The 15243-nt window shown below is 69.8% G+C and carries 15 protein-coding genes; 5 read left to right on the forward strand and 10 right to left on the reverse strand.

Going from position 1 to position 15243, the window contains the following annotated elements; genetic code table 11:
- The 3 genes from ACM9HJ_RS27560 to ACM9HJ_RS27570 form a co-directional block, all read right to left on the reverse strand.
- The coding region (locus ACM9HJ_RS27560; protein WP_416575006.1) for a phage tail protein at nt 1-389 on the reverse strand (389 nt) is incomplete at its 3' end.
- A 15-nt stretch (nt 390-404) separates the two neighbouring features.
- Complete coding sequence (locus ACM9HJ_RS27565) at nt 405-941, reverse strand: phage tail protein (protein ID WP_416575007.1); 537 nt, start codon at nt 939-941, stop codon at nt 405-407.
- 23 nt (nt 942-964) lie between these two features.
- Nucleotides 965-1531, reverse strand: a complete 567-nt coding sequence (locus ACM9HJ_RS27570) for a phage tail protein (protein ID WP_416575008.1) — start codon at nt 1529-1531, stop codon at nt 965-967.
- Between the two features lie 413 nt (nt 1532-1944).
- Between ACM9HJ_RS27570 and ACM9HJ_RS27575 the strand changes: the two genes are divergently transcribed.
- From ACM9HJ_RS27575 to ACM9HJ_RS27585, 3 genes are read left to right on the forward strand one after another with little or no spacing between them, the layout of a single operon-like run.
- Entirely contained in the window at nt 1945-2109 is a 165-nt protein-coding gene (locus ACM9HJ_RS27575) for a hypothetical protein (protein ID WP_416575009.1), read from the forward strand.
- Nucleotides 2110-2121: 12 nt separating this feature from the next.
- On the forward strand, nt 2122-4020 hold the full coding sequence (locus ACM9HJ_RS27580) for an asparagine synthase-related protein (RefSeq protein ID WP_416575010.1): 1899 nt from the start codon (nt 2122-2124) through the stop codon (nt 4018-4020).
- The gene (locus ACM9HJ_RS27585) at nt 4013-4975 is read left to right on the forward strand and encodes a hypothetical protein (protein ID WP_416575011.1); all 963 of its coding nucleotides are present in this window, start codon (nt 4013-4015) and stop codon (nt 4973-4975) included. Before ACM9HJ_RS27580 ends, ACM9HJ_RS27585 begins: the two co-directional genes overlap by 8 nt.
- A 72-nt stretch (nt 4976-5047) precedes the next feature.
- Here ACM9HJ_RS27585 and ACM9HJ_RS27590 read toward each other — a convergent pair whose 3' ends face one another.
- Nucleotides 5048-5998: a serine kinase gene (locus tag ACM9HJ_RS27590; RefSeq protein ID WP_416575012.1), complete on the reverse strand. Its 951-nt coding sequence runs from the start codon at nt 5996-5998 to the stop codon at nt 5048-5050.
- Nucleotides 5999-6065: 67 nt separating this feature from the next.
- Between ACM9HJ_RS27590 and ACM9HJ_RS27595 the strand changes: the two genes are divergently transcribed.
- Nucleotides 6066-6350 carry a PqqD family peptide modification chaperone gene (locus tag ACM9HJ_RS27595; protein ID WP_416575013.1) on the forward strand — a complete coding sequence of 95 codons (285 nt, stop codon included), beginning with the start codon at nt 6066-6068 and terminating at the stop codon, nt 6348-6350.
- A complete protein-coding gene (locus tag ACM9HJ_RS27600; RefSeq protein ID WP_416575014.1) occupies nt 6347-7282 on the forward strand; it encodes a putative 2OG-Fe(II) oxygenase in 936 nt (311 codons plus the stop codon). Before ACM9HJ_RS27595 ends, ACM9HJ_RS27600 begins: the two co-directional genes overlap by 4 nt.
- Here ACM9HJ_RS27600 and ACM9HJ_RS27605 read toward each other — a convergent pair.
- The 6 genes from ACM9HJ_RS27605 to ACM9HJ_RS27630 all read right to left on the reverse strand — a co-directional run bounded on the left by ACM9HJ_RS27605 (nt 7252) and on the right by ACM9HJ_RS27630 (nt 15219).
- Nucleotides 7252-7803, reverse strand: a complete 552-nt coding sequence (locus ACM9HJ_RS27605) for a recombinase family protein (RefSeq protein ID WP_416575015.1) — start codon at nt 7801-7803, stop codon at nt 7252-7254. The genes ACM9HJ_RS27600 and ACM9HJ_RS27605 overlap by 31 nt on opposite strands.
- 116 nt (nt 7804-7919) lie before the next feature.
- Nucleotides 7920-8915 (reverse strand): UDP-glucose 4-epimerase GalE, encoded by a 996-nt coding sequence (gene galE / locus ACM9HJ_RS27610; RefSeq protein WP_416575016.1) that lies wholly within the window; start codon nt 8913-8915, stop codon nt 7920-7922.
- 54 nt (nt 8916-8969) lie between these two features.
- Complete coding sequence (locus ACM9HJ_RS27615) at nt 8970-10997, reverse strand: glycosyltransferase (RefSeq protein WP_416575017.1); 2028 nt, start codon at nt 10995-10997, stop codon at nt 8970-8972.
- Nucleotides 10994-12295, reverse strand: coding sequence for an O-antigen ligase family protein (locus ACM9HJ_RS27620; protein WP_416575018.1), 1302 nt, complete (start codon nt 12293-12295; stop codon nt 10994-10996). Before ACM9HJ_RS27620 ends, ACM9HJ_RS27615 begins: the two co-directional genes overlap by 4 nt.
- A 4-nt stretch (nt 12296-12299) precedes the next feature.
- Nucleotides 12300-13013 (reverse strand): hypothetical protein, encoded by a 714-nt coding sequence (locus tag ACM9HJ_RS27625; protein ID WP_416575019.1) that lies wholly within the window; start codon nt 13011-13013, stop codon nt 12300-12302.
- Complete coding sequence (locus ACM9HJ_RS27630; RefSeq protein ID WP_416575020.1) at nt 12982-15219, reverse strand: GumC family protein; 2238 nt, start codon at nt 15217-15219, stop codon at nt 12982-12984. The genes ACM9HJ_RS27625 and ACM9HJ_RS27630 overlap by 32 nt, the downstream gene beginning before the upstream one ends.
- Nucleotides 15220-15243: the final 24 nt, after the last annotated feature.

The raw sequence follows: 15243 nt of genomic DNA on the forward strand, positions 1-15243 counted from the left end.
CCCGGCGGCTGGTATTGCGGGTTGGAGGGCACGGCGGTCGAACCGGGCGTCGTCACACGCACCGAGGAGAGCTGTGACTCCATGCCGTGGGTATGGGGCGGGATCTGCGACGTGGTCAGGCTCACCACGGCCTGGCCCAGGGTCGCGGCCACGGCATAGGGACCGCCGGCGGCGGGGGTGGCCGTGTTCGAGTAGCCCATGACTGCCCGGCCGTACAGGTTGGGCGTGGCGAAGGTGGTCTTGGCGTCGCCGCCATACATGGCGCCGACGATGGCGTACAGCGCCTGGTACTGCTGGATGTTGTGCAGCGAGCCGTCGCACGCCAGCCAGCCGGCCGGCACATATGTGTAGGGGAAGGCCCGGATTTCACCAATGAATGCGTCAGCCATTTATGCCTCCCTTGCTCACGTCGCCATCGGATAGGTGCCGTTCAGCGCGATGATGTAGCGCATCACCATCGACGGCATGATGTTGGTGTGCGCCTGTCCGCCGCCGGTCGACTGGATGACCGTCGCCGCCATGGAGGGCGTGTTGTTGGTGGTGTTGTAGGGAGTGTAGAGATTGTAGGCGTCGTCGGGATCGGCCAGGATGTTGCCGATGGGTGACGTGCTGGTGGCCTGGTTCGTCGTCGCCACCTCCGGATGGGTGTGCAGCGGGATTTGCGCCTCGGTCAGGGTCACGGTGGTGACGCCGCCGCTCTGGCCCAGGGTGTAGGAGGAGATCCCGGCGCCGCCATTGGTCCCGTAGCCGATGGGCAGGCGGCCCCGCAGGTCCGGCACCGCGAAGTTCGTCGTGCCGTTCCCGCCATAGCGGGTGCCGAGCAGGGAATACAGGGCCTGGTAGGAGTTGATCGACAGCACGGTCCCGTCGCACTCCTGCCACCCGGCAGGGACGTAGTTGCCGGCGAACAGTCGGATCTCGCCAACGTAAAAATCGCTCATGACATGTCTCCTTGGCCGGGCGGTCAGTTGCGGGCCGGATAAAGCCCGCTGGTGGCGATGCAATAGCTGAGCGCGAGGAACGGCTGCCGGTTCTCATGCCCGCCGCTGCCGCCGGCATTGCCGACGATGGTCGTGTTCAGGGCCGTCATGGGCGCCACCGCGGGGCCGTACATGGCCGGCGGTGCGGTGGGCGGGTTCGGCACCTGCGTCGGAATGGACGTCGCGGCGAAGAAGCTGTTCGTCGGGTTCGCCGCCTGGTTCGTCGTGGGCGCCTGCTGGTTGGCGGCCGCGACCGTATGGGTATGGGCCGGTATCTGGGCGACGGTCAGGGTCACCGTTTCGGCGCCCGCCGTATTGCCGACCTGCGCCGGCATGCCCAGTGCCGTGCCGTTCAGGCCGGCGATGGCCCGGCCATTGAGGTTGGGCAGGTTGAAGGTGGTCTTGCCGTCGCCGCCGAACTGGATCCCGATCAGGGAATACAGCGCCGCGTTCTGCTGGATCTGCAGCGCCTGGCCGTTGCAGAGCGTCCAGCCGTTGGGGACGGTCTGGAATGGGAAGAGACGGATTTCACCGATGAAGAAGTCGGACACGGTTGCCTCCCTATTAGGCATAGCCTGACAATCAACCTTGCGACGAACACGCATGGTCCGCCCCAGGAAGATCGCTAGAAAGAAGTCATATGTCCACCCGGACATGCAAGCGGCATGATTATTTAAGGTTGTTTTTCTTCAAAGCGTCATAATAGAGCATTCGATGTGCCGCCGCCGATCACCCGTTCTTGAACGGCGTATGAACAGCTTGTGCAGACCGATGGCGGTGCCGTGTGACCGGGCCACAACCCCGTCCCCGATTCCGTTCCCCCCGTCCGCCCCATCCGGGGGGTAAGGACGCTGCCCTTGTCAGGGGCGGCGGTCTGCATTATGGTCTCAACCATTGGGAGAGTGGCGGACGCCTGTTTCCCTGCCGCCCCGATGCCCGAGATGACACGTAGCAGGACATGGACATGAACGCCCCCAAGACGGCCGGGACCCTGGATCACGCCGCCGCCGGCCAGGACGAGAAGCGTCTTGCCTGGACCGCACCGGTTCTGGGCGTCTATGACACCGCCCGTCTGACGCTGGGTCCCAGCAACAACAGCGACGATGGCGGCCTGAACACGCATTCCTGACCCGGCACCCCCATGTTCCTGGCGGGAACGGGCCTGGCCGCGCGCCACCTTGCCCACCGCTGCCCGTCGGGGCTGCAAGCCGACACTCTCCATCAGGACGGGGATTGCACCCTTGTCCGCCTGGGTCCCAGCCCCCCCTCCCCCCGGTTGCGGCGGCCCGCCCCCCGCCCCCTGCCGCCCGGTCCCTCCGGGACGGTGACCCTGCTCGGCGGGGCGCTCTACAATCTTCCCGAACTGGCATCCGCCCTGGGGCTGGACCCGTCCCTTTCCCCCGCGCTGCTGGCCGATGCCGTCATCGACCGCTGGGGACCGGAGGGGCTCGCCCGGCTCAACGGCGATTACGCGCTGGCGCGCTGGTCGCCGCATGACCGCTCGCTGCTGCTGGCCGCCTGCCCCATGGGCTGGGACAGCCTCTATCATGCGCGCACGCCGGACGGGATCCTGGTGGCCAGCCGGCCCAGCTGGCTGCTGGCCTTTCCCGAGGTCGATCCCGAGCCCGACACCGACGCGCTGGCCCTGCGGCTGGCCAAGATGGAGAACCGGATCGGCGACCGCACCCCCTGGCGCCATATCAGGCGCCTGCTGCCGGGCCAGTATCTGGAATGGCAGGACGGGTCCATGCGCATCGCCCCCTTCTGGTCCCCCGTGCCGCGCCGCACCCTGCGCCTGCGCCGGGACGCGGAATATGTGGAGGCGGCGCGCGAGCATCTGGACCGCGCCGTCGCGGCCCGCTGCCCCAAGGGGGAGCCCGTCCTGTGCCTGCTGTCGGCGGGGCTGGATTCACCCGGCATCGCCGCCACGGCGGCCCGGTGCCATGACGCGCCCGTCCATACGCTGACGGTCCGCGCCGATCCGACGGTGCCGCTGCTGGAGCCCGACGCCCGGCATTTCAGCGATGAATGGGAACGGCTCCAGCCCTTCCGGGAGCGCTACCCCCTTGTGACCGCGCATGTGGCCGATGCCTGGCAGCCTGATCTGGCCATGGAATTTGCAGGGGGGCCACTGCAAAGCCGCGACTGGCCGTTCAAGCGCCCCTACCAGATATCCTGGCTGGCACTGCCCCTGGAGCGCACGTTGCGTGAGCAGGGCATTTCGGTGGTCCTGTCCGGGGATGCGGGCGATGTCACGCTGAGCCATATGGGTCACGGTGTGGTCGCCGACCAGCTGCGGGCCGGGCGGTGGCTGGCGGCCTGGCGCAATCTCATGCCTTACCGGGACGATTGGACAGGTCGTCCCCGCGCGCTCTGGAGCCAGGGATTGCTGCCCTTGCTGTCGCCCGCCACGCGCCGGCTGGTGCGCCGTCTGCGTGGCCAGCGGGATTACTGGTGGCAGGAATGGAGCAGCATCCGACCGGAGGTGGCGCAGCGGCTTCAGCTGGACGAGCATGACCGGCCCGCGCTGCGCACGGGTTCCCCCGACCTGGACAGGCATATCGAGATCATCGACCGCCACCGTCATAACAACGCCCAGTATGCGCATTACCTGCAGGGCCAGGCCTGGGTGCGCCGCGATCCCTATACCGACCTGGGCCTGGTGGAATTCTGCCTGTCGCTGCCGCGCGAGCAGTTCCGCCGGGACGGGGTCAACCGCCTGCTGGCCCGTCGGGCCCTGGCCGACCGCGTGCCGGACACGATCCTGAATGAACGCCGCATCGGGCTGCAGCATGCCGACTGGTATGGCTGGATGAGCCGCCGGCGCGACTGGATGGCGGCCGAGATCGACCGGATCGAGCGGTCGCCCCTGGCCTGTTCCATCCTGGACACGCGCCATATGCGCGCCATCCTGGACGCCTGGCCCGCCACGGCCGACGAGGCCGGGCGCTTCCCCACCTCCCACCGCCTGCGCAAGGGGCTGGGCGAGGCGCTGCGGGTGGGGCAGTTCATCTTGATGCAGGAAGGCCGCAATGACTGAGGCCGGCCCGCCGCTGATGCCCGTCCGCGCCGTGCCCTCGGCCGGGGGCGGCACCTTCCTGCTGCGCCCCGTGGGGCCGGCGGATTTCCTGTTCGGCCTGCATGGCCGGCCGCCGGCCGACGATCCGGCCGCGGCGCTGCTGCGCACGGCCGCCATCCGCGACCATGTGCCGGCCGGGCCCGTGCTGCCGCCGATCCTGTCGATCTGGCACCTGACGCGCTGCGGTTCCACCCTGGTGGCCCGCATGCTGTCCTGCATCGAGGCGCTGCAGGTGACGGACGAGCCCGGGGCGCTGGTCGATATCTGCGGCGCCTTCTGGGGACTGGTGCCGGCCGCCGACCGGCTGCCGGCGCTGGACGCGACCCTGCGCTCGCTGGGGCAGCGGCTGCGGCCGGGGGCCCGCCACTTGGTGGTGAAGCAGTCGCTGCGCAGCTGGCACGAGCTGGACCTGTTCGCGCGGCTGCATCCGGACATGCACCGGCTGCTGATCATCCGCGACCCGCTGGAAATCCTGGTGTCGAACCTGCGCGGCCCGCCGGGCTGGCTGAAGCTGCGCGACATGGCCTGGTCGCCCCTGCTGTCCGGGGTGGGGCTGGCCGCGCAGCGCGGCCTCAGCGACGCCGAATTCATCGCCCGTTGCCTGGGCCGCGCCTTCACCGCCCTGGCCGACATGGTGGCGCAGGACCCCGCCGCCTGGCTGATCCTGGACTATCCGGAACTGCCGGGCGCCGTCACGACCCGGCTGCTGCCGCGCCTGGGTATCACCCCCAGCCCGGCCGAGGCGGCGGCCATGGCGGCGGTGACGGGCCTGCAGGCCTGGAACCGCAAGGGCCGCCAGCCCTTCAGCGACGACCGCGCCGACAAGCAGGCCGCCGCCACCCCGGAAATGCGGGCGCTGTGCGACCGTTTCCTGCGGGACCCCTGGCGGCGGCTGGCGGCTTACGCCAGTGGCTGAAAATCTTGACCATAGGTCAAGATTTTCAGCCACTGGCATGTTCCCTCAGGCGCCGGCCTGTTTTATGCGCCCTCAGGCGTCGGCCAGGGCCTCCACGGCGTCGGCCAGGGTGGGCAGGTCGGCCAGGTCGTCGCTGCGTTCCAGCCTGAACACGGGCACTGCGCGCGCCAGCGTCACGCCCCATTGCAGGGCGATGCGGCCTTCGTCCAGGCCGCGGCTGAATTCCGGCCGGTAGAGACAGCGCAGCAGCAGGGCCGCCGCCTCGTGCGGGTCCGCCCGTTCCAGGCGCCGTTCCGCGCCCTTCGACAGCACCAGCACCAGCCCCAGCGGCAGCGGCGCGGGCCGGAAGGCGTCGGGCATCGGGATATAGTATTTCTCCAGCCCCGCGCGCACGCGCCGGCCGGGGTCCACCGCGTCACCCGCCAGCGCCGCCGTGCCGTCCCACAGCTTCATGGCCGGATAGCCCGGAAGCACCAGCCCCGTGGCGGGATCAATCACCGCCTGGTCGTCGGTCACCAGCCCATGGCCGCGCCCGACCAGGGTCCGGGCCAGGGTGGATTTGCCGGCCCCGCTGTCGCCGGCCAGGGCCACGGCCACCGGACCGACCGCCACCACGCAGGCATGCATCGGCGGCAGCCCGCGCTGGCACATCAGCCAGCCGAGCGGCGGCCCGCACAGCAGGGCGTGCAGCTCGGCCTCGCTCGTGCCCGCCGGCAGGTCCACCGTGATCTCCCGCCCCTCCCGGATCAGGAAGCGGGCGCCGTTCACGGCCTGGTGCAGGCCCGTGCCGTCGGCATAGACGGACAGACGCCGCGCCTGGCGCAGCGGGGTCTCCACCGGGATCGCCACCGGGGCGAAGCGCAGGACGGCGTCCGCGGGACGGGCCGGGTCGGGTTCCGGCCACAGGAAGGGCAGCGGGCGCGGGCTGGACAGGGTCAGCCCGTAGATCCGGTACCGGCATTCACCGGCCATGTCGCCCCCTCCCCGCCCCGGCCCCACCGGGCCATCCTTGATCCATGACATTTACAGTCCCGACCTGCCTCTGCCATAAACACCCGTCTGTCGCCATGGTGAAAAGCAGGCCGCCTTCATGACCTTCACGCCGGATACGATCTTCACCCGCTCGCCCGATCCGCTGACCACCGAGGTCGATGGCGAGACGGTGATGATGGATGTCGAAAGCGGCAGCTATTTCAACCTGGACAGGATCGGGTCCGCCATCTGGGCGCGGCTGGAGAATCCCGTCCGTTTCGATGATCTGTGCCGGGATCTGCACGCGATCTATGACGCGCCGCTGGACACGATCCGCGCCGATGTCGCGGCCCTGCTGTCGCGGATGCTGTCCCACAAGCTGGTGAGGACGGATACGCCGTGACCGCCGCCCCGCCGCCGGACCTGGACGCTCTCGCCCGGCAGGCGGCCTTCCTGCTTCTCCAGGGCCGGGCCGGGCCGGCCGCCGACCTGTGCGGCCGCATGCGGGACATCGACCCCAATCTGGAGCGGTTCGGGGCCTTCATCGACCTGCTGGCCTGGGCGCGGCCGCGGGACCGGCTCTATCCCCTGGTCCGCGCCCTGGTGGATGCCGGTTTCGCCAATCCCCGCAGCTTCGACCTGCTGGCCGCCGCCGCCATCTGGGCCGGCGACAGCCAAGCCGCCCATGACCTGACCGATCCCGACCGGTTCCTGTCCGTCGCCCCCCTGCACGGGCCCGACGATCCCGACCTGGCACCGCTGGCCGCGGAGCTGGGCAGCGGGCTGGACCGGTACGACCGGCCCGGCGACCGGTCCATCCGCATGGGATGGCGGCGCAACCATCTGGAAACGGCGCAAAGCCCCGTGCTGCGCCGCATGTTCGACCGGCTGTGGCGTGCCGCGCTGGATTATATCGACCGGCTGCCGGACGATCCGGACAACCCGTTCCTGCGCTCCCGCCCCCCCGGCCTGTGCCTGCGGGCCTGGAGCGTGGTGTCGGGTGCGGATACCCACCACCTGTCCCATCTGCACGCCACCAGCTGGATCAATGGCGTCTATTACGTGGCCGTGCCGCCCGTGGTGGCCGATGCGGCGGGCAAGCCCGGCTGGCTGCGCGTCGGCCCGGCCGCCGGCCGCGGGTTCGATGCGGCCAACGGCTGGAAGGAACGCTGGATCTGTCCCGCGCCCGGCCTCGTCGCCCTGATGCCCAGCCATTTCAGCCATGAGACCGTGCCCCTGGGCTGCGACGAACGGCGGATATGCGTGGCCTTCGAACTGCACGCCGCCCCATTGGAGCAGGCCGATCACCGGCTGCCGCCGGCCAGCAGCCGGTAGACCGACGCCCGGCCGATCCCCAGCAGGCGCGCGATGGCGGCGGCCCCCATCCCGTCGGCCTTGAGTCGCCTCACCGCTTCGGCATCGATGCGCGGCTTGCGCCCCTTGTAGACGCCCCTGGCCCTGGCCGCCCGGATCCCCTCCATCTGGCGTTCACGGCGCAGGTTGGTCTCGAATTCCGCGAACACGCCCAGCATGTCCAGGAAGGCCTTGCCGGCGGCGGTGCCGGTATCGATGGGCTGTTCGCTGGCGCGCAGGTCCACGCCCTTGGCCCGCAGTTCGGCCACGATGTCCTGCAGGTCCCGGATCGACCGGGCCAGCCGGTCGATCCGGGTGACCATCAGCGTGTCGCCGGGCCGCAGGAAGTCCAGCAGCAGCGCCAGCTCCGTCCGGCCCCGGCGGCTGGTGCCGCTGGCCTTCTCCGCCCGCACCACCGCACAGCCGGCCCTGGTCAGCGTCTGCACCTGGATCGCCACATCCTGGTCGGTGGTGGAGGCGCGGGCATATCCGTAGAAGGCCATGGGTTTGTCCCGTTAGGGTCTAGACCAAGGCAGGATAGCGTCCCGGAAGTCGAAAACATACCCTTTCGAGACGCCCGCGCCCGTCTCGCGGCCATGTCCCGCCAGGGTATACCCTATCAGGGCGATCGGGGACCCCGCCTTTCCCAGTCCAGCGCGTGGCGCACGATCAGGTCCAGATCGTCGAAGCGGGGGCGCCAGCCCAGCAGGCGGCGCAACCTTGTGCTGTCGGCGATCAGTTCGGCCGGATCGCCGGGCCGCCGCGCGGCCTCTTCCACCGGCAGGGACCGGCCGGTGATCCGGTTCAGGGCGCCGATCACGTCGCGCACCGAATAGCCCCGGCCATAGCCGCAGTTCAGCACCATGCCGCCGCCGCCCCGTTCCAGATGCTCCAAGGCCAGCAGATGGGCGTCGGCCAGGTCGCTGACATGGATATAGTCGCGCAGGCCGGTGCCATCGGGCGTGGGATAGTCGGTCCCGAAAAGGGTCAGCCGGTCGCGCCGGCCCAGCACCACCTCGCACGCCACCTTGATCAGATGCGTGGCACCGGCCGTCGTCTGACCGGCCCGGCCCGCCGGATCGGCCCCCGCCACGTTGAAGTAGCGCAGGCAGACATGATGGAAATCGGGATGCGCGGCCGACAGGTCGGACAGCATCCGCTCCACCATCAGTTTCGACCAGCCATAGGGGCTGAGCGGGGCTGTCGGCGTCTCCTCCGTCACCATCGGGGTGGGCGGATTGCCATAGACGGCCGCTGTGGAGGAAAAGACGAAGCGCCGCACCCCGGCCGCCAGGCTGGCCCCGATCAGGGCGTGACTGGCCAGGGTGTTGTTCCGGTAATATTTCAACGGGTCGCCGACGGATTCCGGCACGATGACCGAGCCGGCGAAATGCATCACGGTCCCCACCGCCTGCGCGCGCAGGACCCTGTCGACCAGGCCCGCGTCGCCCGCGTCGCCCACGACCAGCGGCACGTCCGCCGGCACGCTGGCGCGGCTGCCCGTGGACAGGTCATCCAGCACCACCACCGGGCGCCCGGCCGCGCGCAGGGCCAGGACGACGTGACTGCCGATATAGCCGGCCCCACCGGTCACCAGAACCGTCTCCATCATCATCCCCGATCATCCGCTGGTCTGTGCCGTTCCTGATATCATGATAGCTCCATGATATCAGTCAGGTGGCGGGATTGCATCGCCCAGGGCGGCGCGGATGGCGTCCAGCGTGGCCCGGACGGGGCGGTCGATACCCAGCCCATCCGCCGTCCGCCGTGCCCCGGCCCGCAGCCGCGTCCGCAGGTCCGCATCCGTCAGCAGCCGGTCCAGGGCCGCCGTCAGGCTGCCCGCCACCCCCGCCTCGGCCAGCAGGGCGTTGATGCCATCCGCCAGATAGGCGAATTCCGGCCCATGCCCGTCCGTGTCCCGGCAGGAGACGACCGGCACGTCATGGGCGAAGGCATGGGCCGTGATCAGGCCGATCGATCCCGGCACCACCACAGCCGTGGCCAGGGCGAACAGGGGGAGCAGGGCCGCCTCGTCGAAGATGGCGCCGGTGAAGCGGATGCCCGGATCGTCCCCGGCCGCGGCCTTGAGACGGGCCATGTCCACCCCGTCCCCCACGATCAGCAGACGGCAGGGCCGCCCGGCCCGCCGCAGGTCGCGCACCGCGTCGATGACCATGTCGACCCGTTTGGACGGGTAGAGCCTGCCGATGAACAGGAAGACCGGGTCGTCCCCCAGCCCCTGTTCCTGCCGCGCCGCCCGCACCGCCGTCGCGGACAGGCCGGCGCGCATGGCCCGGATATGGTCGATATCGACGCTGTTGCCGGTGATGAAGAGGCGGGCCGGGTCGATGCCGATGGCCCGGCAGGCGGCCGCCCCCTGTTCACCATAGGGCAGAAGCGCATCCGCCCCCCGTGCCAGGGCGCGGCGCATCAGGCCGCGCAAGCCGTCACCGGCGGGTGTCAGGACAAAATGGCCGGTCAGGATGAAGCGGGGACGCCCCGTCAGCCGCCGCAGCAGCCATACGGCCCAGATGCCGGCATCATGGGCATGGAAACCGGCGACGATGGCATCCGGCCCCGAGAGGAGGGCCGGCAGGGTGCCGGCCGTGCAGGCGATCCGCCCGCGCCCGCCGGGCCAGAAAAGGTTGCGGGTCCGCACCTCGGCCACGGGCAGCGGGTCATTGACGGCGGTTGCCGTGTAGCCCGGCATCCCGGCCCCGTGGAAGGCCGTGAACAGGGGATCGGCGGAACGGGCCAGACCGCGCAGGACCGGGAGGCGATAGGCGGGGACAATGCCTTCCAGCAGGGCGATCCGGCGGGGCCGGGGGCCGGGGGCCGGCCGCAGCGCCGCCACGATCCCGCGCAGATAGGGCAGGGCGAACCAGAGCGGCCAGAGCAGGCCGCCATGCCGGCGGGCGAAGAGCGACCAGGCCCGTGGCGGGTAGCCGCGGGGCCCCCACAGTTCCCGCAGCCTGTCGGCCAGAAGCCGTCGCCCGTCGCGCCAGGGCAGGACGCGCCGGCCGCGCGCGCAGGTCCCCAGCGTGCCCGGCGCCAGCATGACGGGGATATCCGCCCTGCGGGCCCGCAGGGCATAGTCGGTATCGCCCATGCCCTGCACCCCGATGAAGGCAGGGTCCATGCCGCCCAGCCGCCGCGCGGCGTCGCGCGGGACCAGCACGATATTGCCGTTCATCGCCTCGCAGGGGACCGGCCGGTCCGTGGGCGTCACGGGGATGAAGCGGAACGGGTGGAGGCCCCCCCGCACCCCGCCGCCATAGCTGGCCGTGCCGTCCCCCGGCTCACGCGTGCCGCCGACCACGACCGCGCCCTTGCCGGTCCGCGCCCGCAGATCATCATGCGCCGCGACCAGCCGGGCCAGCGCATCGGCATCCAGCACCACGTCATCATTGAGCCAGAGATGGAAGTCGCTGTCCCCGTCGATCGCCGACAGGCCCAGCGCCATGGCCCCGCCCCACCAGAGGGTGCCGTCGCCCGTCAGCACCCGTACATCCGGGAAGGCCCGTGCCACGGCCGCCGCGGTGCCGTCCCGGCTGCCATCATCGACCAGGATCACCCCGATCCCGGCGATATCCCGCGCCCTGGCGGCCGGCAGGCAGGCCGCCAGCGTCTCCAGGCAGGCCAGGGTCTTCTCCCGGCGGTCATGGCAGGCCAGGACGGCGGTGATCCGCCGGGTCATGCCCTCCCTCCCGGCCGCGGCCGGACCATGGCGGCCAGCATGCCGACCAGCAGGCCCTGCTCGGAGCTCAGGGTATAGGGGATGTTGTAGACGGCGATGGTGGCCAGCAGCGCCAGCGCGCCCGCCCGGTCCAGACGGCCGGCGCCCTGGATGCCGCCCCGGACCATCCGCACGCCCGTTTCCAGCATGGCCAGGCACCAGAGGCCCAGCCCCAGCAGGCCGGCATTCAGGAAAATCTCCAGATAGAAATTATGGGGCGAATATTCCACCAGCGCCCAGCCCATCTGCCGGGCATAGCCCACGCCGAAACCCGCCCCCATGACGATGGTGGCGATCCCGTCGGAAAAGGCCCGGGATACCAGGATCTGCCAGCCCTCAACCCGCCAGTTGTAGCTGCTGTCCTCCGTGAACGGCTCCGATATGGCCGCCTTCATCGATGCCGCCAGGGACGTGTCGCCGAGGCCCGTCTGGAACGTCCAGAGCGCCAGCGTCAGCAGAACCCCGATCATCAGCGGCACGCCGAGGCGCGCCGTCGCACGGGGCTGCATGAGGAAGAGGGTGAGGATGCCCACGAAGGCCGCGACCCAGACCGTCCGGTGGTAGAGCAGGGCCATGACCACCAGGAGGAGGATCGGCAGCAGGCGCGGCGGCCCGCCCTGTCCCGGCCGCGACCAGGCGGCCAGCCCGATCAGCCCGGCCTGGGCCAGGATGAACGCGGCGGAGGCGGGCAGGACCCGCTGATTGTCGAAGGCGTTGATGACAAGCTGGTTTGCGACCCAGGGCAAGGAGAACAGGTTGAACCAGCCGGAAAGGGTGATCAGGGCCAGAATGACCGCCGCCAGGACCCACATTCCCATCAGGCGGTTGATGTCGTTCTCTTCCCAGGGAAAGCTCAGCATGTAGATGATGGCGGCCGAGACATAGAAGAACCGGCGGTAGGAGATGGTCGCCGCCTGGAAGCCGAAGGACTGGATGCCATGGGCGAAGGCGACCAGCAGGCTCAGGAAGACCAGCAGCCAGAGCATCTCCACGATGTCCACCCGGCCGCGCCCCAGCAGACGCAACCCCGCCGCCGTGACCGCGCAGGCGGACAGGAAATCCATCGGGGACACGGTGTAGTTCAGCAGGCGGATGCCCATGTCCAGGCCGAACTGCTGTTCGATGATGGCGAACACGAGATAGGCGCCCGCCATCTCCCATCGCCGCATGGCGAACAGAAGCACGCATCCGACAAGCAGGAGCACGCTCACGGTACCGATCAGCGCGGACGGTACCGCGTTCAGGACATCCGTATCCATGCCGTCACTTCCCCTGGCGCAGGGCGATGCGCCGTTCGATGTCGGCGACGATGTCGGGCCGGTCGGCAAGGGCCAGGCGCACGATGTCGCGCGCCCCGTCACGCTCGGTCAGTTCGGAGACCGTGCCCGGTCCCCATGACCAGAAGACCGCCAGCTGGCGTCCCATGGCGGCCCGGCCCGCCGCGTCCATGTGGGGCCAGAGGCTGAAACCGAGGCCGAGCCGGTATTCCATCATCTGCGGATCGAAGGTGCCGGTCAGCACGGCCATCCGCCAGGCACGGGCGGCCGCCTCCAGGCACCCCTCCCGGGACGCGGCATAGCTCAGCCGGAACCAGGTCAGCGGCTCGGCGGGCGCCAGGGCCAGACTGTGCGCGAAGGCCTGGCGGGCGGCGGGCAGAAGGGTCCCGCCCCCTTCCCGCCCTTCCAGGGCCAGGCGCAGCCAGATCGTCCCGGCCTCCGCGAAGGCGGGCGCCAGCAGGGCGGGCCCCGCCATGTCCGTCAGCCGCCCGGCCATGGCCGGCGTCAGGTCCGGTCCCGGCGCCGTGGACAGCAATCCCTCCCGCGCGGCCCACACGGTTCCTTCCCCGGCCAGCCGGGGCAGGGCCAGCAGCGTCAGGGCCGCCCCGATCCCGACCGACAGCAGGGCCGCCGTGGAGTGCTGGCGGACCCGCCGGCCGCCGCGCCGGTCATTCCGTGTAATAGCTGTGGTAGCGGCCATAATAATACCCGATGTCACGGTGGCCGTAACTCGCATGCCGCTGGACATTGACGCGCGTCAGCAGGATGCCCGAAAGCTGGACCTGATGGTCCTGGAGCGACCGCAGCGCCGCCTGCACGCTTTCCCGCGGCGTGGCATCCCATCGGACACAGAACAAGGTGGCATCCGCCAGACGGGCCAGCATCTGGATATCGGCCACGGACAGGGCGGGCGGACTGTCGATGATGATGATGTCGTAATTCTTCCGCAGCGTCTCGACCAGGGCCCGCAGCTCGTCGGAGACGCGCAGCAGATCGATGACGCGGCGGTTGGAGGGGATGCCGGGCAGCACATCCAGGCCGGAGATCGGATCGCGCATCACCGCGTCGGCCAGCGTGATCTCCCCCGTCAGGACCTTGGCGATGGTCTTTTCCGGCTGGATGCCCATCTTCGAGGCGATCGAGGCGCGGCGCAGATCGGCGTCGATCAGGATGGTCTTCAGCCCCAGCCCGGAGGCCGTGCGCGCCATCGACAGGGCCGTCAGGCTCTTGCCCTCCTCCGGCACCGACGAGGTGATGACCAGCACCTGCGGATCGGGCGCGTTGGCCGCGTGCTTGGCCGCGAACCAGGCGATGCGGTACGCCTCGGCATAGGAGGATTCCGGCTTGTCCACCACATAGGATTCAACCCGGACATCCGCGCCCGCGTTGCGGATCTCGGGGATCAGCCCCAGGGCCGGGACCCCGGTATATTGTTCCACCTGCAGGCCGGAGCGGAACGTGTTGTCGAACTGTTCGATGATCATGGCCAGGGCCACGGCCAGGATCAGCCCGACAATGGCGGCCCCCAGCACCATCGCCCCCTTGCGCGGATAGGAGGGCACTTTCGGCGGGGTGGACAGGGAGATGATGCGGCTGTCGGCCTGCTGGATACGCTCCTGCTCGCCGGTTTCCTTGAAGCGCGTCAGGAAGGTTTCATAGATGGCGCGGTTGGCCTGCGCCTCCCGCTCCAGTTCCCGCAGGCGGACTTCGGCGGTGTTCTGCGAGAAGGCATTGGTCTCCAGCGCCCGGATCTGGCCCGACAGCCCCGCCTCCCGGTCGCGCAGCACGGCGACGTCGCTGCGCAGGCCCGAGGCCAGCTTGTTGATTTCCGTGTTGATGCGGGCGGTGATTTCCTCAAGCTCCGCCTTCACCTTGACCATCTGCGGGTGACGGTCGCCATAGCGGGACGCCATTTCCGACGCCTCGCGCGCCAGGGTCGCCTCCTGCTCCTTCAGCTTCAGCACCAGGGGGCTGTCCAGCAGCTCGTCGGCGCGCAGCGCGCCGGCTGCGCCGCTGGCCCGCATCTGTTCCACCCGGGCCAGACGGGCTTCCTGTTCCACCCGGCGCGCCTGCAGGGCGATCAGCTGCGTCGTCAGTTCGCCCAGCTTCTGCTGGTTGGCAGGCTGGCCGCGGCTTTCCTGGATATTATGTTCGGCGCGATAGGCGTTCACCGCCCGCTCGGACTCCCCCACCGTCTGGCGCAGGGACGCCAGCCGGTCGTTCAGCCAGGAGGTGGCATAGCGGATCGCCTCGAATTTCGCTTCGAGCTGTTCGGCGATATAGGCCTCGGCGAAGGCATTGGCCAGCCGGGACGCGGTGTGGGGCGATGTCGACTGGTAGGAGAGCTGGATGACCATCGATTGCGGGACCACGGATACCGACAGGCCGCCATGGACCCGGCTGACCACGTTCTCCCGCTCGTCCGCCGGGGTCGGCGGGGTGTCCTGGCCGCCCCCGCCGAAGAGGGAGCGGACCGTGTTCTTCACGACCTCGACCAGGGCGCCGATCCGGCTTTCCTGCTGGGGGCGCAGGCGCGGGTTGAATTCCGGGTCCTTGTAGAGATCCAGCGTATCCGACACCCGCTGGGCCAGGGCGCGGGAGCGGATGACCTCCACCTCGCTTGTCACCGTCACCAGCTGCGGCGACAATTGCGACAGCACCTCCTTGATATCGACGATGCGCGTGCGCCGGCTGTCGATCATCACCTGCGTCGTCGCCGTATAGACCGGTTCGATGCGCGAGACGAACAGCCAGCTTCCCACGACCGACAGCGCCAGGATCGCCGCGATCATCCAGCGCCGGCGCCACAGCATGGACAAGGTGCGGCGAATATCGATCTCCGAAACAAGGCCGACATGCCTCGTTCCGGTACCGGATGCGATTTCGCTCTTAGCGGGGACGGTCATGAACACATTTCCATGTTTCCTGGC

This window comes from Niveispirillum sp. KHB5.9 (assembly GCF_048066115.1).
Classification (GTDB): Bacteria; Pseudomonadota; Alphaproteobacteria; order Azospirillales; family Azospirillaceae; genus Niveispirillum.